This window comes from Candidatus Pelagibacter sp. HIMB1709 (assembly GCF_052047635.1).
Lineage (GTDB): Bacteria > Pseudomonadota > Alphaproteobacteria > Pelagibacterales > Pelagibacteraceae > Pelagibacter.
Window position 1 is genome coordinate 962231 of the sequence record NZ_JBNAJW010000001.1, and the last position, 21807, is coordinate 984037.

Consider the following 21807-nt stretch of genomic DNA (forward strand, 5'->3'; position numbering starts at 1 on the left):
TTAACATTAAATTACTATATTTATTAGTCTACCTGGAACAAGTATTGTTCTTTTAATGGATTTATTTTCTAAATAAATGCTCATTTTTTTTTCTCTTTTAATCATTTCAAGTAATTCTTTTTCATTATTATCTTTATCAACTTTTATAATTCCTCTAGTTTTACCATTTATTTGTATTACAAGATTTACTTCATCCTTAATTAACACTTTTTTATTAACTTTAGGCCAACTTTCAGAATGCTTTAGTCCTTTAGTTTTTAACATTTCTAAACATTCACTTACAAAATGTGGTATTACAGGACTCATCGCAACAAGAATTTTACTATAATTTTCGATCCAATTATTTTTATCTATTTTGTCATTTGTAATTTTGTTTATTAATCTGTAAGTTTCATGGAAGTTTGCAATAATTTTGTTGTAACTAAAATTTTCAATGTTTTTTTCAACATTCTCAATAAATTGATTAGATATTTTTTCTAGATCATTATTTTTATTTATTGGATGATTTTTATCAATCTCACTTAAAATCTTCTGATTTAATACCCATAATTTCTGAACAAATTTGAATGACGAATTCATGCCCTCATCTGACCATTGAACATCTTTTTCGGGAGGACTATCTGATAATATAAATAATCTAACCGAGTCTGCTCCATAGTTTTCAATTATTTGCTCTGGGTCTATTGTGTTTTTTTTTGATTTAGACATTGATTCAGATGCGCCAATCTTGATTTGTTGTGACTGATCTGAAGCAAGAAATTTTTTCCCATTTATTGAAATAATTTCATCTGGACTTACCCAATTATTATTTTGATCTTTATAAGTTTCATGACAAACCATCCCTTGTGTAAATAGTCCTTTAAAAGGTTCTTTAATTACAAAATTTTTATTTTCAAAAGAGAGAGCATGCATAAAAAATCTTGAATATAATAAATGGAGTATAGCATGTTCAACACCGCCAATATATTGATCTACTGGCATCCAGTATTTTATTTCTTCATTGTTAAATCCATAATTAGAATTATGTGGAGAGCAGAATCTTAAAAAATACCAAGAAGAATCAACAAAAGTATCCAACGTATCAGTTTCTTTGGTATACTCTTTCCCATCGAATGAAATTTTTTTCCAGTCATTCATTTCATCTAAAGGATTTCCTGATGAAGCGAATTTATTTATCTCTGGTAATTTTATAGGAAGAAGTTCTTTTGGAATTTTAGTTGGATTTCCATTTTCATCGTAGGCTATTGGTATTGGGCATCCCCAATATCTTTGTCTTGAGATCCCCCAATCTTTGAGTCTAAAGTTTGTTTTTCTTTTTCCAATATTATTTTTTTCAATATAATCTATTGCTTTTGAAATAGATTCTGTTGGTACTTTAAAACCATCAAAAAATTTAGAATTAAATAAAATTCCTTTATCTGTGTAGGCTTTATTTTTTATCGTAAAATTTGTCTCACCATCTGGTCTAACAACAGGAGTAATATTTAAATTATATTTTATTGCAAAATCCAAATCTCTTTGATCATGAGCAGGACAACCAAAGACTGCACCTAATCCATAATCCATTAAAACAAAATTTGCAAAATAAACAGGAACTTTTACTGCTGGATCTAAAGGATTTATAGCCATTAAATCAGTCTTAAAGCCAAGTTTTTCTGCCACTGCTATTGATTCTTCAGTAGTACCTGTTTTTGAGCATTCTTCTTTAAATTTTATAAATTCAGGATCTGACTTGTAGTGATTTGCTACAGGGTGGTCTACAGATAAAGCCAAAAAAGACATACCAAAAAGAGTATCTGGTCTAGTAGTATAACACTTGATTTCATCAATTTGTTTATTTGATTGAATTTTGAAATTTATCTCACAGCCAAACGACCTACCTATCCAATTTTTTTGCATAACTTTTACTTTGTTTGGCCATTCATTAAGTGACTTAAGGCCATCAAGCAGTTCACTAGAAAATTTAGTTATGTTAAAAAACCATTGATTTAACTTTCTTCTCTCTACCGTTGCCCCAGACCTCCATCCTTTTCCATCTATTACTTGTTCATTGGCTAAAACTGTTTTCTCTACAGGGTCCCAGTTAACATAGTTTTCTTTTCTATAGACTAGTCCCTTATCATAAAGTTCTAAAAAAAATTCTTGTTGATGTTTATAATAATCATCTGAACAAGTTGATATTTCTCTATCCCAATCAATAGAAAGTCCAAGCTTTTTTAGTTGAGATTTCATTGTTGCAATATTAGACTCAGTCCAATCTTTTGGACTTAAATTATTTTGTCTTGCTGCATTTTCGGCAGGCATTCCGAAAGAGTCCCATCCCATAGGATGTAGCACGTTATATCCTTGTAGTGCTTTGTATCTAGCTAAAACATCGCCAATTGTATAATTTCTAACGTGTCCCATATGAATCTTTCCTGATGGATAAGGAAACATTTCTAGGCAATAAAATTTTTTTTTATTTATTTCTACTTTTGCTGAAAATATTTTTTGGCTTTCCCAGTAGCTTTGCCATTTATTTTCGATAATTTTAAAATTATATCTTTCCACAAAATTAAGTTGAATTTTTTATTTTGAGATAAATCTACTCTTATTTCTTTTCTTTTTTTTACCCTGATTTTGTTCTTTGTACAGTGCTGCTTTTTTTAGTATTTCTTTTTTAAGTTCTTGAACCAAACTATTTTGTTCAGTTATTTTGCAATTCAATAAATTGTCTATACATTTTTTATTAAACACTTTTATATCTAACGAATCTGACCTAATTTCGTTTGTTAGAAATCGAATTGAAATTTTAATACTTTCATTTTGGCTAGAATTATCTGTATACCAGTCTGTAATAATTATGCCGCCACTGTAATTTACAGAAGATAGTGGCATAAAATCAATAACATCTAGAGATGCTCTCCATAATTCATTGGAGCTTGCAAATTGAAAATTTCCACCTATTAAATTTTTTTCTTGATCAAATAATTTAAAACTTCTTCCTTCTTCAATATTTTTTTGAACTCTGTCATATACGTTTGGTGGAACTTTTTTAGCATCAACTTTTTTGTAAATTCCACAACCTGAAATAACTGCAAAAATTAGAAAAATTATTGCTAGTTTCGTATATTTTATTAAAATATTCATAATATTGACTAGTTAACACGAATATCTATTAATTATAGTAATTATTGTGTGATATTATTGCAACACTTTAGTTTAAAAAATAGAAAATCATCAATTAAGATAAATTTTATAGAAAAATAAGATAATTTCCGGATGTTATTAATATTAATAATTAAACAAAGGAGACATTAATGACAAACATTAAAAAAATAGGACTTACAGCGTTAGCTGGATCTCTTATTGCAACTACTGCAATGGCTGGTTCTTTATCAGTTAGTGGTGGTGCAAAACTATCTCACACTACAAAAGGTGGAACTTCTAACACAGACACTGGTAACAACTGGGGTATGCAGAAAGCTATGACTTTTTCTGGTGGTGGTGAACTAGATAACGGTCATTCTGTATCATTAACTCACGTAATGACAGTTGAAGGTGCTCAATCTTCATCTTTATTAACTTATGATATGGGTGATGCTGGTAAAATTATGTTTACTGACGGTGCTGGTGGATTAGGTATCGCTGGTATTGATGATTTAATGCCAACTGCTGTAGAAGAGCCATGGGATGGTCTTGGAACTAACCCAACAGCAGCTAAAAATGGTTATGTTTCACAAGCTACAAGTGGTTTTGAGTACACAAACACTTCTGTTGATGGTGTTAAAATAGAAATCGGTTACGGTACTAGCCAAGCATCTAATGATGATGGTGGAGTATCAGGAGCTGGTGCTACTAATTCATCTGACTCTATAGCTGTTCAGTACACTGGTATTGAAGGTGCTAATCTTTTCTTTGGTACTGGAACTTTAGGTGGTGCAACTGAAACTGACGTGGATACTATGGGTGCTACTTACTCTATGGGTGCAGCGACTGTTGGTGTTCAATCATCAACTGTTGATCCTGCAGCATCTGGTGAGGAAGAAACTCTTGCATACGGTATTTCATTTGCAGTAAATGATGATTTATCAATTTCATATGGTGAGTCGACTACTGAACTTTCTGGATCTGTAGATCAAGAAATCAAAGGTATCTCTATTGGTTACTCAATGGGTGGACTATCTATAGCGATGCACGCAAACGAAGGTGATAACATCGGTAACACAGCAAATAACTACAAACACACTGAGTTATCTGTATCTTTCGCATTCTAATTGTTGAAAGACAAATATTTAAAGGGCCTAAGAAACTTAGGCCCTTTTTTTTATTCAGATATTTTATTTAAAAAATCTAAATATTTTAAATAATTTTCACTAAGATTTACTGATTTTTTATAAATAGGGTTTCTAGCCTGTTCAATACTTACAGTTCTTATTCCAGTTTTATTTTTTGTATGATCTAGACAATTTTCATCCCATTCTAAGTTACAAAATTGGATAAGTTTTTTTGTTTCCTCAACTGGATTATTTACTAATTTTTCATAATGACAGTCATATATGTAGCCTGGCATTTTTGTATGCCAAAATACCATTAATTCCTTATATAAATCTATAAATTTCACCAAATATTCTTGATTATAGCTCCAAGGTAATGCCCACCCTTCGTATGTATTTCTATAAATAGACAAAGCGGTGTCTTTTAAGTTTCTTTTACAATGAATAATTTTAGCTGAAGGGAACAGAATGTTTATAAAGCCCAGCCAACAAAGATTAAGAGGTGCTTTGTCTAAAATAATTAAATTATTATGGTATTGTTTAAATAAATTTAATATCTCTGCTCTTAAATTTTTCTTAAACTCATTCTGCTTATTGTCAAAATTAACCATATTTTTAATAAAATCATCATTTTCAAATTTTTTTACAAATATGTTTTTTAATATTGGAGACTCACCAGCTCCAAATACTCCTGAATGTGATGATATAATTTGATGTGTTAAAGTAGTGCCGGATCTAGGCAATCCAACAATAAATATTAATTCTGGTTTTTTGGACGAAGTATTTTTTTCAAATGTAAAATTTTTAAAAATATGTTTTGGTTTGGTTAAATATATAGTTTGTTTTTCAAAATCAAAATTTTTAATTGAGGCAAATTTTAGATCATTAGCCATTATAAAGTATTTTGAGGACATTTCAGGATTGTTTTGATCAGAAAATGATTTAGCTAAAGCAAAACAAAGTATCATCTTATCATTTTGAGATATGTTCTCTTTATTTAATTTTTCTAACATTTCTTTTTGATGTGTTTGATCATCGTCATACTTATGAATAGAGCTATACAATTGATCTGCATAAACATTTTGAGGAAATTCGTTATGTAAATTTCTCAAAATTTTTTTTGATTTTTCGAAATCTCCAATCATTTGATAACTGCTTGCTAGATTGATTTGCACAAATTGATTTTTGTTATTTATATTTAAAGCCTTATTGTAATAATCAATGGCTTCAGAATTTTGATTTAAATCTTTTAAAACATTTGCGTAATTTACCAACGCATTAAAGTTGTTTTGATCTGACTGTAAAACTTTTTCAAGGGTTTTTTTTGCTTCGTTGAATTTTTCTTGTAGTCGATATGTGGCTCCTAAATTTACTAAAATACTTGAATCATTAGGTATAGCCTTTAGCCCTGATCCAAATGTCTTTTCTGCAAATTCTAGATTATTAAGTTGTTTGTAGGACAAACCAATTAAATTATAAAGTATTGGTTGATTGGAATATTTTTTTAATAAAATTTTTGCTTTTCTGATTACTTTTTCAAAATCACCTTTTTCAAAATAATTTTGTAATTTTTTAATTTCCTTAGTAATGAATAAAATATCTTCTCTAGTAATCATATTAATTAATTTTGAAAGTATGATATTCCTGCTATTCCATATGGTTTAATTAGATTAATTTTTTTTATATTATCTTTATTTATACCACCTAAACAAATTATTTTTTTTTTTGTTCTTTTAGATAAGTTTATAAATTTATAAATACCCAACCCTTTTTTGTTTTTTTTTGACACAAATAATGGAGATAAAAATAAATAATTAACATTTTGAAGCTCTTTAGTTCTTATTTCTTTTAAATTATGTGCCGACCCTATTAATGTGAATTTTTTTTTAAGATGGTAAGAATTTATTTTAAAATCACTATTAAAGGCAGGAATATACGCACCATCTAAATTAAGTTTTAAAGCCAATTTAATGTTGTTTGCTAAATATAATTTATAATTAAGTTTTTTACATAGTTTTTTAGTTTTAATTATTGAATCTATACTTAAAGGATATTTATAATTTCTAAAAATAATCGAAGTTGTTTTTGGCAGATTATTAATTAAATTAAAATTATAGTTATTTATAAAACAAAATAAATTAAAATGCATACTACTATTAATAATTTAGAACATATAAAAAAAAAACTAGTTAATTATTCAAAAGCAAAGATTATAGCTGTAAGTAAGACTTTTAACCAAGAACATATAGTGCCTCTTTTAGAATATGGTCATAAAGATTTTGGTGAAAATAAAGTGCAAGAAGCATTAAAAAAATGGCCAAGTTTGAAACAAAAATATAACGATATCAATTTACACATGATTGGTAAATTACAAACGAACAAAGTGAAATTTTTATTTCCATATTTTGATTATATGCATTCACTGGATAATATGAAATTGGCTGAGAAAATTTCAAAAGAAGAAAATAAACATAATAAAAAAATAAAAATATTTATTCAGGTAAACTTGGGACATGAGGACCAAAAAAATGGAGTTTCAATTAAAGAATTACCAACTTTATATAATTATGCCACAAAAGACCTTAAATTAAATATAATTGGACTAATGTGTATACCACCACAAAGTGGGCTAACATCAAAATATTTTAATGAACTAAAAGATTTAAATAATCAGCTTAGTTTAAAAGAATTAAGTATGGGCATGTCCAATGATTATCTTGAGGCTGCAGATATTGGGGCCACATATTTAAGAATAGGATCTAGTATTTTTGGGAATAGATTTTAAATAATTTTAATTTTTGTATTTTCATCAATTAACTTTAACATAATTAAAAAATCTTTTTTGGCTAAAGCTATACATCCTGCAGTAGGTTTATAATTTTTAGTTAAATGAATGAATATACAACTACCCAATCCAACGATAGGCTTTTTAAAGTTATATTTTATTGGAATTATCAAATCATATTTATCATCATTTCTTTTTAATTTTTCGTGTTTTATCTTACTCTTAATTTTAATTAGTTTGTTGTACGTGGCATGATATCTAACGTCGTCACACCATCCCATATTTTTTTTGATTTCTATACACCTAAGTTTACATTCGGGTTTTTCTATTTTATCTTTTCTAAAGTATAAATGTTGAATACCAAATGTTCCTTTTGGTGTCTTCTTATCACCTTCTTTTTTTGATTTTGAGAGACCATTTTTTCCTATGACACATTTAAAGAAAAAATCTTTAATTTTAAGTGTATGTTTATTTTTTAATACAATTGTCATATGTTACTATTATGAGCAGTAAGAATTTAATAGTTTATCAATTAAGTCCTTTATTTCAAATTTTAAAGGAAATTGATCTAGAATTAAATTTAAATGTTATTGAAATTAAAGATGAAAAGAATTTATCAATTAAAATTAAAAATCTTACCAATTATCTTGTTTTAACAACTAAACAAATATCTAATATACAGAATCAACATATTTTAAATACGTATCCTGTAAAATTATTTAGACTTATAGAAAAAATTAATATTTTATTTATTAAAAACCAATTCAACAATCAATCTAAAATCAAAATAAACAACTATATTCTTAATTTAAACTCAAGAGAAATTTTTAATGAAAAAAATAAATTAAAACTTACCGAGAAAGAGGTTAATATAATTTCTTATTTACATCAAAAACAAACTCCAGTTAGTATAGATGAGTTGGAGTTAAATGTTTGGAATTATCAAAAACAAATTGAAACACATACTGTAGAGACTCACATTTATAGACTTAGAAAAAAAATTTTAAAAATTTTCAAAGATCAAAATTTTATAATCAACAACAAAAATGGCTATCAAATTCAATAAAAAAAATCCAGTAGCTAGAGATCTATTTACAAAAAAATACAAATCAAAAATTGTTAAACCAAAAAAGGGTAAGGGAAGTTTTAAGCGAAAAAAAAGTTAATATTATAGTCTTGCCCCAAATTGTTGAATTACTTTTGATGACATCTCAGTCCCTTTTTCTAAGCTTTCTTTAATAGAAAATTTATTTAAATATCCATGTAAAAATCCTGCTGCAAAAAGATCCCCAGCACCTGTAAGATCAACAATATTTAAATTTTTTTGTATGTTGCTTTCAGCAACTTCATCACCTTTAATTGCAATGGCGCCTTTTTCTCCTCTTGTTATAATTACTAATTTATGAAGCTGTTTTGAAAAGTTTATAACCTCATCAAAATTTTTTGCTTCAATTAATGAGATGATTTCTTGCTCGTTTGCAAAGGTTATATCAATTTTATTTTTTACTAAGTTTAAAAAGTGAGGTTTATGTCTATCTACACAAAACAGATCAGATAAAGACATAGCGATTTTATTTGCGTTATCTATAGCTTTATCAAATGCTTTCTTAGGTTCACCCTCATCCCATAAGTAACCTTCTAAAAATATTATCTCACTGTTTTTAACAGCATCAATACTAACATCGTTTTCATTAATTTTTCCTGCAGTTCCTAGAAAAGTACACATTGTTCTCTCAGAATCTGGGGTGATTAAAATCAAACAACTACCTGTTGGTAATTTTTCTTTTTTCTTTGAATAAAAATAATCTACATTTTCATGCTTTAGACCTTTTTCATATTTATCTCCAAAGTCATCATCAGAAACTTTTCCAATAAAACCTACTTTATTTCCAAGTTGAGATAGTCCAACTATAGAATTGGCCACAGAACCTCCAGAAACAGTTTTTTCAATTTTAAGATTTTTTAATAAATTTTCAAATTCACTTTCATCAAAAAATAATTTCATTGTACTTTTTGTAAGATTGTTTTGAGAAATAAAGTTATCATCAACTCTACAGATAACATCTACTATTGCATTTCCTATTCCTAAAATATTCATATTAAGCTTTTTTGGTAATAACAGGTTTTCTTCTTTTTGGATAGCAACTAGTGCATATTTTGCATTTTAAACCAAAACAATCTCTGGCTTTGCAATATTCTCTTCCATAAAAAATTATTTGTAAATGTAGTTTAGACCATATTTTTTGAGGAAATATTCTTTTCAAGTCTTTCTCAGTTTGGACTACATTTTCTCCATTTGTTAAACCCCATCTTTGTGCAAGTCTATGGATATGCGTATCAACTGCAAAAGCTGGAAGTCCAAAACCTTGAGACATCACGACACTCGCTGTTTTATGTCCTACCCCTGGTAATTGTTCCAATTCCTTAAAGGTTTTTGGCACTTTACCCTTGTGTTTTTCTAAAACTTGTTTTGACATTAGATAAATGCTTTTTGCTTTAATTCTAAAAATACCAATTTTCCTAATTAATTTTTCAATTTTTTTTCTTCCTAATTTTACAAAGTGTTCTGGTTTATAGTATTTTGGATATATATCTTTTGTAACATTATTTACATTTACATCAGTACATTGTGCTGAAAGTAATACAGAGATTAATAGTGTAAAAGTATTTTTACTTTTTAGAGGAACAGGGGTTTTAGGATAAATTTTATTGAGAGTTTTAACGATTATTTTTGCTTTTTGTTTTTCATTCATTATGAGAAGTTAAGCAAGTCTCTCATTGAATATAGGCCTGGTTTTTTTTTCATTAACCACTCAGAAGCAGCTAAGGCACCATCTGAGTAAAGAGCTCTATCAAAAGCCTCATGATTTAATGTAATTATTTCTTTTCCACTTGAGAATTTTACCTCGTGTTCTCCAATTATTTCTCCTTTTCTTATAGAATTAAAATTAATTTTGTTACCATAAGGGAATGTTTTTTTATTTAAATATTTTTTTCCAATTAAATCATACAAATTTTTATTTTTTCCATCAGCAATTCCTTTACCAAGCATCAGTGCAGTACCAGAAGGATAATCTTTTTTATGTTTGTGGTGTACTTCAAGTATTTTGCTCAAGTATTCATCATTCAATGATTTTGAAGCAATCTCAGTTAAATACATTAATAAATTTACACCAAGGCTCATATTACCAGCTTTTAAAATAGATATTTTTTTTGAATACTTTTTGATTTGATTTTCTTGACTTCTGGTAAATCCAGTAGTTCCAATCACTATTTTTTTCTTAAGTTTAGAGGCTATTTTTAATATTTCCAGGGTGCATTCAGGGATAGTAAAATCAATAATTATATCTGTTTTTTTAAATGCATTTTCAGAATTAAACTCAGGTTTAATTCCATTAAATCTCTTATTTACTGTTCTGTTTTCTGTAAGCGCAACTAGTTTAAAATTTTTATTTTTTATTGAAGATTTAATTAGCTGCTGGCCCATCCTACCCATACATCCTGAAATAGCTAAATTAATTTTCTTCATAACTTTTTAACATTAAAAACATTTTTTTTCTGTAAATGGACAAGTTGTAATATGTGCTACTCCTTTAACAGTTCCTGTAACTACTTTTGTAGTCGTTGCAACAGTTTCGTCCACTACTGTTAATGCTGTTGTGCATCCCTGGATAAAAAATGTAAGCAAAACTAAAGTAATAATGTTTTTCAAAAAAATGTTCATTTAGAAGTAAATTATGTAAACAATGAAAAATCTTACCACTATTGACTAGTTTTTCCAGAAACTTTTTGCTTTTTCAAAAAATTTTTTAATACTTGGATTTGATTTGTCATTTTCAATTTCTCTAAATTGTTCTAATAATTCTTTCTGTTTCTTATTTAAGTAAACGGGTACCTCCGTTTTTACCTGTACATATAAATCACCAAAATCACCTCTTCTCATAAAAGGCATCCCTTTTCCTTTTAATCTAAATTGTTTACCATTTTGAGTTCCATCAGGTATTTTTATTTTTGCTTTTCCGCCATCAATAGTTGGGATTTCAATAGTAGTCCCTAAGGCAGCATCAGCTAGAGATAGAGGAAATTCAAAAAATAAATTCTCATCTGATCTTTTAAATAGGTCGTGTGAGTTGATGTTAATAAATAAATAAAGATCTCCTGTTGCGCCACCTCTAGTTCCAGCTTCACCTTTACCAGCTAACCTTATTCTAGTTCCATCATCTACTCCCTTGGGAATTGTTACAGATATTTTTTTTGATGCTTGTTTTTTACCTTGACCGTTACAATCATTACAGGGATTAGTAATTTCTTCTCCATTGCCATTACATTGTGGGCAAGTTTGTTGAACTGTAAAGAAACCTTGATTAGATCTTATTCTACCATTACCCCCACAGTATGAACATCTATCAGGAGAATAACCTGGTTTAGATCCATTCCCTTTACATGTCCCACATTGTTCTGTTGTAGAGAATTTAATGTCCTGTTTCTTTCCGTGATAAGCATCCTCAAGTGAAATTGTTAAATCATATCTTAGGTCAGAACCTCGATTGTTAGACTTCCTACTTCTTGATCTTCCACCGCCTCCAAAATCTCCAAAGAAATCCTCAAAAATATCTGAAAAATCTGCACCACTGAATCCCCCAAAACCTCCCCCTGGTCTACCACCACCATTTTCAAATGCTGCGTGACCAAAATTATCGTAGTTTTGTTTTTTTTCTTTATCTGAAAGAATTCCGTAGGCTTCACTAGCCTCTTTAAATTTTTCCTCAGCAGCACTGTCTCCTGGATTTTTATCAGGATGATATTTTACTGCTAATTTTCTATATGCGGATTTTAATTCTTCAGGACTTGCGCTTTTGTTAACGCCCAGGACATCATAATAGTCTCTTTTAGCCATCAAATTACCCCAGACAGTTAAATGTCAATTTAAGCGCTTTTTTCCTTATTTTCGTCTTTTACTTCTTCGAAATCAGCATCAACAACATTCTCGTCTTTTTTGCCTGCATCATTTCCACCATCATCTTTACCAGATTCAGGTTTTGCATTTTGTTGCGATTTATAGATTGCTTCTCCAAGTTTCATTGAAGCTTGAACTAAAGCTTCAGTTTTTTTCTTGATATCCTCAATATCTTCACTTTTTAAGGCTTCTTTTAAAGAAGATGAAGCGTCTTCAATTGCTTTTTTCTCTGCATCTGAAACTTTTGTTCCATGTTCTTTTAAATTTTTCTCAGTAGAGTGAATTAAAGTGTCTGCCTGATTTCTAACATCAACGGACTCTCTTTTCTTTTTGTCAGCTTCCTTGTTAGCTTCAGCATCTTTAACCATTTTTTCAATTTCTTCATCACTTAATCCACCTGATGCTTGAATTTGAATTTTTTGTTCTTTACCAGTTCCTTTATCTTTTGCAGAAACATTCACAATACCATTAGCATCAATATCAAAAGTAACTTCAATTTGAGGCACTCCTCTCGGAGCCGGTGCAATACCTACTAGCTCGAAGTTTCCAAGCAATTTATTATCAGTAGCCATTTCTCTCTCACCTTGCAGCACTCTAATAGAAACAGCTGGTTGATTATCTTCAGCAGTTGAGAAAACTTGGCTTTTTTTTGTTGGTATTGTTGTGTTTTTATCAATTAATTTTGTAGAAACTCCACCTAAAGTTTCGATTCCCAGAGACAATGGGGTAACATCCAACAATAGAACATCCTTTACATCTCCTTGCAATACTCCTGCTTGGATAGCCGCGCCCATTGCAACAACTTCATCGGGATTTACACTTTTGTTTGGATCTTTACCAAAGAAGTTTTTTACCTCTTCAATAACTTTTGGCATTCTTGTCATACCACCTACCATTACAACTTCATCAATCTCACTTGCATTAATTCCAGCGTCTTTCAAAGCTGTTTTACAAGGAGGTAAAGTTTTAGCAATTAAGTCCTCTACAAGAGCTTCAAGTTTTGCTCTAGTCATTTTTAAATTAATATGTTTTGGACCTGTTTTATCAGCTGTGATAAATGGTAAGTTAATATCAGTTTGTTCAGCTGATGATAATTCAATTTTTGCTTTCTCAGCGGCTTCCTTTAATCTCTGCAGCGCGAGTTTATCAGATTTTAGATCAATTCCATTATCCTTCTTAAATTCAGAGATTAAATAATCAACAACAGCATTATCAAAATCTTCACCTCCTAAAAAAGTATCTCCATTAGTAGATTTAACTTCAAAAACACCATCACCAAGCTCTAGAATAGAAACATCAAAAGTTCCACCACCTAAATCATACACAGCGATTTTTTTATTTTGTTTTTTATCTAGACCATAGGCAAGGGATGCAGCTGTAGGCTCATTAATAATTCTTAAAACTTCAAGTCCTGCAATTTTACCTGCATCTTTTGTTGCTTGTCTTTGAGCATCATTAAAGTATGCTGGCACAGTAATAACTGCTTTTTCTACAGATTGTCCTAAATATTTTTCTGCAGTTTCTTTCATTTTCTGAAGAATAAATGCTGAGATTTGTGAAGGTGAGTATTTTTCACCTTTAGCTTCAATCCATGCATCGCCCTTTTCAGAATTAACAATCCTAAAAGGGGCTGCTTCTACATCTTTTTTAACAGTTGGATCATCAAAGTTTCTTCCAATTAATCTTTTAACTGCAAAAATTGTATTTTCAGGATTAGTAACAGCTTGTCTCTTAGCTGGTTGACCAATTAATTTTTCATTTTCATCAGTGAATGCGACTACCGAAGGAGTTGTTCTTGCACCCTCAGCATTTTCTAAAACTTTAGCTTGAGTCCCTTCCATTATGGCAACACAAGAATTAGTTGTTCCTAAATCAATTCCAATTATTTTACTCATTATTATTTGCTCTCTTTCGTCATATAGGGTTTAAATTTAAAACTACAAGTTGACCTCATAATTATTTGTCCTCTGAATTTTCCTTAATTTCCTCAGTTTTTTCATCTTTTTTTGTTACTTTTTTTGACACTCCTACTAACGAAGGTCTAAGTAACCTATCTTTTATGGTAAAACCTTTTTGAATTTCCTGAATAATTGTACCTGGTTCTTTTGTATCATCTTCTATTTCCATCATAGCTTGATGAAAATTTGGATCTAATTTTTTGTTAAGACTATCAATTGGTTTAATATTATTTTTTTCAAATATAGAGATCAGATCTTTTTTAATTATATCTAAGTGCTCTAAAGTTTTTTTTAAAGCTTCTGTGTCTTTAAGTTTTTCATCATTTTCTAAAACATGTTTGGATCGATCTAAATTATCAATTAAATTTAATGCCTCTTTAGCAAAACTATAACCACCATACTCAAATGCATCCTCTTTTTCTTTTTCAAATCTTCTTCTCTGATTTTCCATTTCAGCAAAAGTTCTAGCAACTTTATCCTCAAGCTCAGCAATCTTTTCTTCTGGGGTAGGCTCTTTAACTTCTTCTTTTGGTTCTTGATTTACTTCTTGTTGGTCTTCGCCTTTTGGATTTTCATCAGATTTTGCAGTTTCTTTATCCACATTATCATTTTGGCTTTGATTAGTGTTAATTTGGCTTTCTTCTTTTTCCATAACCACTTATATGGTAAGGATTTTAATAATTTCTAGATGCTTAAACAAAAAATTAATAGTTTACTAATCGGTACAAATAATAAGGGTAAATTAAGAGAAATCAGAAGCTTGTTGCCAAAAAATATTAAAATTTACTCAACTTCACAGTATAATCTAAAAAGTCCAGCAGAAAATGGCAAAACTTTCAGGGAAAATTCGTTAATTAAATCAAAATATTTTTCAAAAAAAACAAAATTAATCTGTTTGGCGGATGATTCTGGTCTTGAGATAGACCTTTTAGATAAAAAACCTGGAATTTTTTCAGCCCGTTGGGGTGGAAAACGTGGAGATTTTAATAAAGCCATAAAAAGAGTTTATAGAGAGTTAAATAAAAAAGATAAAAATTGGAAAAATAAAAAAATTAAAGCCAGATTTGTCTGCGCTTTATCTATTTCTTTTTTAAATAAAAAAATTGCATGTGTATTAGGAAAAGTAGATGGTAAAATTTCAAATGAACCAAGAGGTAAAAACGGATTTGGTTATGATCCAATTTTTATTCCATCTAAAGAGATAAAAACTTTTAGTGAAATGAAACCTTCTCACAAATATAAAATAGATCATAGATATCAGGCTTTTAAAAAACTTAAAAAATTTCTATAAGTTCTTGATTTTCTATTTTATAAAAATTTAATTTGTGATTAATCTTATTATTTTTAATATCAAAAATTCCTATTTTGCCTTTAAAAGAATTTTTTCTTTGAAAAATTTTGTTTAGTTTTTTTAGATCAGTATTTAAGGACAAATAATAGACAAGACCAACAAGATCATAACTTAAAAGAGATAGGTGAGAGGGGTCCTCACCAAATGCATTAAAATATTTTATTTTGTAATCATCAAAATTATTTTTATTGATTGATGGATAATATAAAGGTTGAATATCAGTTTGTTTTAACAAACCTTCATCAAACCATTGGTTTAAAGCAATAAAATATTTATTTTCAGGCAAAACATCTGTGTATAGTAAAGAAGTTGCTACACTTTTTAAACTTTCATCAAAATCAGCAATTACAACTGCATCAAAATTTAAATTACCCAAAGTGTATTTTTTTTCCAAATTTCTTATTTTTATTTTCTTGTTTGGTTCATTAGAATTTTTAATTCTATTAATTTCATCCTCCAAGTTTTTTTTTCTAATTTTGTAATTTGTAATATCCTCTATTTGTTTTGTTAATTTTGTTGGCTCGGTGTTATACTCATAATTCTTATAAATTTTAATTTTAGAGTTTTTCAAACCTTTTTTAACTTCAAATTCATAATTAGTTATAGGAGTTAAAAAAAGCGTTCTTTGAATATTATTTATCTCTAGAAATTTTTTTATTGTATTTATTTGTGATGTTGAGTTTATTCCTGCTGAAATAACATTTTTTGGAAGATCTAACGTCTTATTTGTTAAGGATAAAAAGATTAAATTTTCCATCTCATCTAAGTAAGTCAGACTTTCATGAAAGACAGGTCCTATTACAACTTTTATACCCATTTGACTCAATTCAAATGCCGATTTGAGTGTTTGATTTGCTCGTGAGGCAGTATCTTTTGGAAAAATTTCTATTTGATTATTATTAATGTCTTTTACAGCAAGACTGACTGCTTTTATTATAGATTTTCCAATATCTTTATTTGGACCAGTCATAGGAACTAGTAATCCTATTTTTATTTTCTCATTTGCTTTAGCTGTTTGAAAAAATAAACAAACAAAGCTTACAAAAATTATATAAAGAATTTTAATAAGTTTTATCATTTTAATGTTATTATAAATTTTTTTAGCTAAATTATGATAATTAAACCACAATCTAAAATAAAAGATTATCAAAGTGGACTTTACTTAGTTTCAACTCCCCTAGGAAATTTAGACGATATTACACTAAGGGCAATAGAAACATTAAAAAAATCTGATTTTATACTATGTGAGGATACTAGAGTTTCAAAAATTCTAATGAATAAATATGAAATAAAATCAGACCTGATATCAAATCATAAATTTAATGAAAAAAAAAATATTAGTAAAATAATAAATTTTTTAAAATCAGGAAAAATCATTTCAATAATCTCTGATGCTGGTACGCCAAGTATTTCTGATCCAGGAGAAATTTTAATTAATACTTGTATCGATGAGAATATTGCTATTTTCCCAATACCTGGACCCTCAGCTGTTTCTACTGCAATCTCAATAAGTGGTTTTTCTGATAAGTTTTTGTTTTATGGGTTTTTTCCTGAAAAAAAAAATGAAATATCAAATGAATTAAAACGTCTTTCAGAATTTAATCATTCTTTGGTTTTTTTTGTTTCTTTTAAAAAAATTAATAAAATTATACCAGAGTTAAAAAAATATTTTTCTGGAAGAAAAATTATATTTTGTAGGGAGATGACTAAATTATATGAGGAATTTATTAGAGATAATGTAGATGACTTAAAACCTTTTGAAAAAGAACCTAAAGGTGAGTGTACGGTTGTAATATCTGAAAAAAAAGATGGAAAAATTAATTCACATAAATTAAGTGAATCAGATAAAGTTATAATAAATAAAATGATAAATAAATTTTCAATAAGAGAAATTACTCAAATTATTAGTTCAAACAAAAATGTGCCAAAAAAAGTGATTTATGATTACTGTTTAAAATTAAAAAATGAAATTTAAGTTTTTAGTACTAATTTTTTTTGCAATTGTGTTGTCAGGATGTGCAGCTGGTGTAGCATCAAAGGGAATTTTAGGAAGTGGGGTGTCTGTTGCTTTAGATCCAAGAACAGTGGGTACTCAAATTGATGATTCTATTATGCAAAAAAGTATTACGACAAAAATCCTTGCTAAAGATAAAAAATATTTTTTAGCTGTTAAAACTAAAGTATTAGATGGAAGAATTTTTATCACTGGAAAAGTAAATACACCAGAAGAAAAATTACACATAACGAAAATTGCATGGGAAACTAAAGGTGCTAGATCAGTAAGAAATGATATTAAAATAAAAGAAGAGTTTAATTTAAAACAATCAGCAAAAGATTTATTAATAACTTCACAATTAAGAACTGCTTTAATTGTAAACAAAAATATTAAAGCTACAAATTTCCAAATCGATACCCACAAAAGTAAAATTTATATTTATGGAATAGCATTGACCGCAGAAGAAAAAGAGCTGGTAATTAGTGAAGCAGAAGAAATTCTAGATGTAGAGGATGTCATTGCAAGTATTTTGTTAGTAGAAGATTTAAGAATACAAAGAGAATAGTTATTTCTTGTAATCTATAATTTCAGAAGAGTATGCAGCGACAGATGCAAGATTTAAAATTTCAGACGTTGAAGATCTTAATGGAGCAATTTCAATTGGAAGCCCAAGCCCGATTAGTAATGGGCCTATGACTTTTGCATCTCCAATAGTTTTCATCAACTTGTATGAAATTGCTGCACTGTGTTGTCCTGGCATTATTAGGATATTTGCTTTTCCAACAATTTTTGCGAATGGATACAATTCCTGATAATCAGAATTAAGAGCTACATCTGGCTGCATGTCACCATCAAATTCAAAGTCAACCTCTCTTTCTTTTAGAATTTCTACTGAGCTTCTAATGTGTTTTGTTCTGCTGGTTAAAGGTTGTCCAAAAGTTGAATGCGATACAAATGCAACCTTAGGATTAAATCCAAAAAGCCTTACTACTCTTGCTGCAGAAGTGGCTATATCTGCCATTTGTTCAGAAGTTGGGTATTCATGAACACTTGTGTCACCAATAAAAATAGTTCTTCCTTTATGCACAATCATATTTAGACCATACATAATCTCGCCTTTACGAACATCCACAACTTGCTTAATTTTTTCTAATGAAGCTCCAAAACGCCTAGTGTTTCCAGTCACTGCACCATCTGCATCTCCGCAGGCAACCATACTAGTAGCCCATATAACTCTATCATTTCTTACCATTCTATCACAATCACGTTCTAATAATCCTTGTTCTCTCTGTAATTTTTTAAATAATTGACCAACATATTTTTTTCTCTTTTGCTCATCTTTTGAATTTGTAATTTCAATATCGAAGTTTTCACTAAAACCAATTTTTTTTAATTGTTCTTTTATTCTACTTTCTTTTCCAACTAATATTGGAATACCAAGCTTATTTTTTTTGAAAGCTATTGCTGCTTTCAAAGTGTTCTCGTCTTCACCATCAGCAAATACAATTTTTTTCTGATTTTTTTTTATAAAAGAATTTATTCCTTGCATGATTGTAACAGTAGGATCCAATCTTTGTTTTAGTTGTTCTCGATAAATATCAAAATTTTCAATTTTTTTTCTAGCTACACCACTATCTATTGCTGCTTTAGCTACTGCTGATGGAATTACACTTATTAACCTTGGATCAAAAGTAGATGGAATAATATAATCTTTTCCATAATGAGGTCTTTCGCCACCCATTGCTGCTGCTACTTCGTCAGGAACATCTTCTCTAGCAAGCTTAGCTATAGCTTCAGCAGCTGCAACCTTCATTTCTTCATTTATAATTTTTGATCTAACATCGAGAGCACCTCTAAATATGTATGGAAATCCAATAAGATTATTTACTTGGTTTGGATAATCTGATCTACCAGTTGCTATAATTGCATCATCTCTTACCTCGTTAATTTCTTCTGGTGTTATCTCTGGATCTGGATTAGCACAAGCAAATATAATTGGATTTTTTGCCATGGTTTTTACTAATTCTTTTTTTAATGCACCTTTAGCTGAAAGACCTAAAAAAACATCGGCACCATTAATAGCTTCTGCTAAAGTTCTATTTTTAGTTTCAATGGCATGTCTTGATTTCCATTGATCTATTCCTTCCGTTCTTCCCTTATAAATAACACCTTTTCTATCTAGCATGGTGACATTTTCATGAGGAACCCCTGAACTTTTAAATAATTCGGTACAAGCTATAGCAGAAGCTCCCGCACCATTTACAACAACTTTTATATCTTTAATAGACTTGCCACTTATATCTAAGGCATTAATTAATGCCGCTGTTGTTATAATTGCTGTACCATGTTGATCATCATGAAAAACTGGAATGTCCAAAATTTCTTTTAATTTTTGCTCAATAATAAAACAATCAGGAGCAGCTATGTCTTCTAAATTAATTCCACCAAAACTCGGTGCAAAATTTTTAATTGAGTTGATAATCTCATCAGAGTTTTTTGAATCTATCTCCAAATCTATTGAATCAATATCAGCAAATCTCTTAAATAATACAGCCTTTCCTTCCATTACAGGTTTTGAGGCAAGTGCTCCCAAATCTCCCATTCCTAAAATTGCTGAACCATTACTAATTACTGCAACCAAATTTCCTTTACTAGTGTAATCATATGCAGCTTCAGGATTTTCACTAATTTTTTTAACTGGAGCGGCCACTCCTGGAGAATATGCTAAAGCAAGATCTCGTTTAGTTGTCATGTTTTTAGATGATCTGATTTCAATTTTTCCAGGTCTTCTATCTTTATGAAAATCTAAAGCTTCTTTGTCAGTGTAATGGTCAATTTTTGTTTTTTTCATTTCTCTATAAGTCAAAGTTAAATATTTTTTGTAATTTTTAATATTTTTATTATTCTAAATATTTTATCTATATATCCTTACAATAAGCTTACAATTAGGGTAAAATTAAGACTAATATGATTTATGAACTTACTTAAGTCAACAGGCACATTTGGGTTTTATACAATAATAAGTAGGTTGCTTGGTTATTTAAGAGATATTTTAATTGCAATATTTCTTGGTACAGGAATGTTGGCCGATGCTTTCTTTGTAGCATTTAGAATTCCAAATACGTTTAGAAGATTGTTTGCTGAGGGAACCTTTAATGCAGCATTTGTTCCAAGTTATTCATCTGAATTAATTAAAGGAAAAAAACAATCCAATAAGTTTGCCAATAGTGTCTTTAATCTTCTTTTTTTAGGGCTACTGTTTTTAACAATAATTATTGAAATTTTCATGCCTGCATTTGTTTCAATCATTGCTCCAGGATTTGTTGGTGACTTAGAAAAAATGGAAGCAGCAATAAATTTAACAAGAATTACTTTTCCTTTTTTATTTTTTATTTGTTTAGCATCATTTTTTTCTGCAATTCTAAACTCACATAACAAGTTTGCAGCTGCAGCTGCAGCCCCAATAATTTTGAATATTATTTTAATTTTAGTTTTAATCTTTTCTAAATCTTTAGGTGATCAGTTGGTTTATTATTTGTCTTATGGTGTTTCTTTAGCAGGTTTTTTTCAGTTAATATTTTTATATAAATACGTATCAAAATATTACTCACTTAAATTTGATTTTAATTTTAGTGTAAGTAATAAAGTTAAGTTTTTTTTTAAAAAACTTTTACCAAGTATATTTTCTTCTGGTGTAACTCAAATTAATATTTTAATTGGAACAATTATTGCGTCTTTTCAAGCAAGTGCAGTTTCATATTTGTATTATGCAGATAGAATTTATCAAATAAATTTAGCTATAGCTGGAATTGCAATTGGAGTAGTTATCCTTCCTCAGTTATCAAGACATATTCAATCTCGAAAAAAAAGTAAAATTTTGCTAATACAAAATAAAGCGCTTGAGTTAAGTTTATTTTTAAGTCTTCCAGCAACTATTGCTTTAGTTATCGGATCAGAACAAATTATTTCAGCTTTATTTGGTTATGGTTCTTTTAATGAAAATTCAGTAAATAATTCAAGTTTAGCTTTATATTATTTTGCATTAGGACTACCTGCATTTGCCTTAATAAAAGTTTTTTCAAGTTTTTTCTTTGCAAATTATGATACCAAAACTCCATTTTATATTTCTTTAATTTCAGTAATGCTAAATATTTTTATTAGTATTTACTTTTTTAGAGAAATTGGTTTTATAATTATTCCAATTGCAACATCTATTTCATCATGGTTTAATTCAGTACTATTATTTATATTTTTAAAAAATCGACAATTATTTTATTTCAATCAAATATTTTTTATTAAATTTATTAAAATAATTTTTGCATCAATCCTTATGGGTTTATTCTTTAACTTTATGTTAATTTTTTTTCAAAATGAATTAGCATTTAATCAATCAATTAAATCTTTATATTTAGTTCTATCTGTTGCATTAGGATTGTTATTCTATTTAATTGTATGTTATTTCATCAAAGCTTTTCAAATGAACGATATTAAATTAAAGTACTAG

General features: G+C 28.7%; 21 protein-coding genes. 7 read left to right on the top strand and 14 right to left on the bottom strand.

Annotation, left to right across the window (positions count from 1 at the left end; genetic code table 11):
* Positions 1–6: 6 nt before the first annotated feature.
* Together leuS and ACTTAR_RS05265 are read right to left on the bottom strand one after the other, a co-directional pair.
* A complete protein-coding gene (leuS, locus tag ACTTAR_RS05260; RefSeq protein ID WP_440697897.1) occupies positions 7–2550 on the bottom strand; it encodes a leucine--tRNA ligase in 2544 nt (847 codons plus the stop codon).
* Positions 2551–2568: 18 nt separating this feature from the next.
* Positions 2569–3129, bottom strand: a complete 561-nt coding sequence (locus ACTTAR_RS05265) for a DUF3576 domain-containing protein (protein ID WP_440697898.1) — start codon at positions 3127–3129, stop codon at positions 2569–2571.
* A gap of 170 nt (positions 3130–3299) precedes the next feature.
* Here ACTTAR_RS05265 and ACTTAR_RS05270 point away from each other — a divergent pair, with 170 nt between their 5' ends.
* The gene (locus ACTTAR_RS05270) at positions 3300–4256 is read left to right on the top strand and encodes a hypothetical protein (RefSeq protein ID WP_440697899.1); all 957 of its coding nucleotides are present in this window, start codon (positions 3300–3302) and stop codon (positions 4254–4256) included.
* A gap of 50 nt (positions 4257–4306) precedes the next feature.
* Here ACTTAR_RS05270 and ACTTAR_RS05275 read toward each other — a convergent pair whose 3' ends face one another.
* Positions 4307–5872, bottom strand: coding sequence for a tetratricopeptide repeat-containing sulfotransferase family protein (locus tag ACTTAR_RS05275; RefSeq protein ID WP_440697900.1), 1566 nt, complete (start codon positions 5870–5872; stop codon positions 4307–4309).
* Between the two features lie 5 nt (positions 5873–5877).
* Positions 5878–6405 carry a thiamine phosphate synthase gene (locus ACTTAR_RS05280; protein WP_440697901.1) on the bottom strand — a complete coding sequence of 176 codons (528 nt, stop codon included), beginning with the start codon at positions 6403–6405 and terminating at the stop codon, positions 5878–5880.
* Between ACTTAR_RS05280 and ACTTAR_RS05285 the strand changes: the two genes are divergently transcribed.
* Complete coding sequence (locus ACTTAR_RS05285; RefSeq protein ID WP_440697902.1) at positions 6400–7041, top strand: YggS family pyridoxal phosphate-dependent enzyme; 642 nt, start codon at positions 6400–6402, stop codon at positions 7039–7041. The genes ACTTAR_RS05280 and ACTTAR_RS05285 overlap by 6 nt on opposite strands.
* Here ACTTAR_RS05285 and ACTTAR_RS05290 read toward each other — a convergent pair.
* Positions 7038–7532 (bottom strand): L,D-transpeptidase family protein, encoded by a 495-nt coding sequence (locus tag ACTTAR_RS05290; RefSeq protein WP_440697903.1) that lies wholly within the window; start codon positions 7530–7532, stop codon positions 7038–7040. The genes ACTTAR_RS05285 and ACTTAR_RS05290 overlap by 4 nt on opposite strands.
* Positions 7533–7543: 11 nt before the next feature.
* Here ACTTAR_RS05290 and ACTTAR_RS05295 point away from each other — a divergent pair, with 11 nt between their 5' ends.
* Positions 7544–8107: a winged helix-turn-helix domain-containing protein gene (locus ACTTAR_RS05295; protein ID WP_440697904.1), complete on the top strand. Its 564-nt coding sequence runs from the start codon at positions 7544–7546 to the stop codon at positions 8105–8107.
* A 102-nt stretch (positions 8108–8209) separates the two neighbouring features.
* Here the strand turns inward: ACTTAR_RS05295 and ACTTAR_RS05300 are convergent, their stop codons facing one another.
* The 7 genes from ACTTAR_RS05300 to ACTTAR_RS05330 all read right to left on the bottom strand — a co-directional run bounded on the left by ACTTAR_RS05300 (position 8210) and on the right by ACTTAR_RS05330 (position 14608).
* Positions 8210–9139: an adenosine kinase gene (locus ACTTAR_RS05300; RefSeq protein WP_440697905.1), complete on the bottom strand. Its 930-nt coding sequence runs from the start codon at positions 9137–9139 to the stop codon at positions 8210–8212.
* Position 9140: 1 nt separating this feature from the next.
* A complete protein-coding gene (gene nth, locus ACTTAR_RS05305) occupies positions 9141–9794 on the bottom strand; it encodes an endonuclease III (protein ID WP_440681368.1) in 654 nt (217 codons plus the stop codon).
* The gene (gene dapB / locus ACTTAR_RS05310) at positions 9794–10570 is read right to left on the bottom strand and encodes a 4-hydroxy-tetrahydrodipicolinate reductase (RefSeq protein ID WP_440681367.1); all 777 of its coding nucleotides are present in this window, start codon (positions 10568–10570) and stop codon (positions 9794–9796) included. The genes nth and dapB overlap by 1 nt, the downstream gene beginning before the upstream one ends.
* A gap of 12 nt (positions 10571–10582) precedes the next feature.
* Entirely contained in the window at positions 10583–10765 is a 183-nt protein-coding gene (locus tag ACTTAR_RS05315) for a hypothetical protein (RefSeq protein ID WP_440681366.1), read from the bottom strand.
* A gap of 45 nt (positions 10766–10810) precedes the next feature.
* Positions 10811–11938 (bottom strand): molecular chaperone DnaJ, encoded by a 1128-nt coding sequence (gene dnaJ / locus ACTTAR_RS05320; protein ID WP_440681365.1) that lies wholly within the window; start codon positions 11936–11938, stop codon positions 10811–10813.
* A gap of 29 nt (positions 11939–11967) precedes the next feature.
* Entirely contained in the window at positions 11968–13893 is a 1926-nt protein-coding gene (gene dnaK / locus ACTTAR_RS05325) for a molecular chaperone DnaK (RefSeq protein WP_440697906.1), read from the bottom strand.
* A 61-nt stretch (positions 13894–13954) separates the two neighbouring features.
* Positions 13955–14608 (bottom strand): nucleotide exchange factor GrpE, encoded by a 654-nt coding sequence (locus ACTTAR_RS05330; protein ID WP_440681363.1) that lies wholly within the window; start codon positions 14606–14608, stop codon positions 13955–13957.
* A gap of 36 nt (positions 14609–14644) precedes the next feature.
* Here ACTTAR_RS05330 and rdgB point away from each other — a divergent pair, with 36 nt between their 5' ends.
* Positions 14645–15247, top strand: coding sequence for an RdgB/HAM1 family non-canonical purine NTP pyrophosphatase (gene rdgB, locus ACTTAR_RS05335; protein WP_440697907.1), 603 nt, complete (start codon positions 14645–14647; stop codon positions 15245–15247).
* Here the strand turns inward: rdgB and ACTTAR_RS05340 are convergent.
* A complete protein-coding gene (locus ACTTAR_RS05340; protein WP_440681361.1) occupies positions 15231–16385 on the bottom strand; it encodes an ABC transporter substrate-binding protein in 1155 nt (384 codons plus the stop codon). The genes rdgB and ACTTAR_RS05340 overlap by 17 nt on opposite strands.
* A gap of 33 nt (positions 16386–16418) precedes the next feature.
* Between ACTTAR_RS05340 and rsmI the strand changes: the two genes are divergently transcribed.
* A complete protein-coding gene (rsmI, locus tag ACTTAR_RS05345; protein WP_440697908.1) occupies positions 16419–17282 on the top strand; it encodes a 16S rRNA (cytidine(1402)-2'-O)-methyltransferase in 864 nt (287 codons plus the stop codon).
* On the top strand, positions 17272–17868 hold the full coding sequence (locus tag ACTTAR_RS05350; protein WP_440681359.1) for a BON domain-containing protein: 597 nt from the start codon (positions 17272–17274) through the stop codon (positions 17866–17868). Before rsmI ends, ACTTAR_RS05350 begins: the two co-directional genes overlap by 11 nt.
* On the opposite strand, the gene ACTTAR_RS05355 is transcribed toward ACTTAR_RS05350, so the two are convergent.
* The gene (locus ACTTAR_RS05355; protein ID WP_440681358.1) at positions 17869–20154 is read right to left on the bottom strand and encodes an NADP-dependent malic enzyme; all 2286 of its coding nucleotides are present in this window, start codon (positions 20152–20154) and stop codon (positions 17869–17871) included. It lies immediately after the preceding gene.
* A 123-nt stretch (positions 20155–20277) separates the two neighbouring features.
* Here ACTTAR_RS05355 and murJ point away from each other — a divergent pair, with 123 nt between their 5' ends.
* Positions 20278–21807: a murein biosynthesis integral membrane protein MurJ gene (gene murJ / locus ACTTAR_RS05360; protein WP_440697909.1), complete on the top strand. Its 1530-nt coding sequence runs from the start codon at positions 20278–20280 to the stop codon at positions 21805–21807.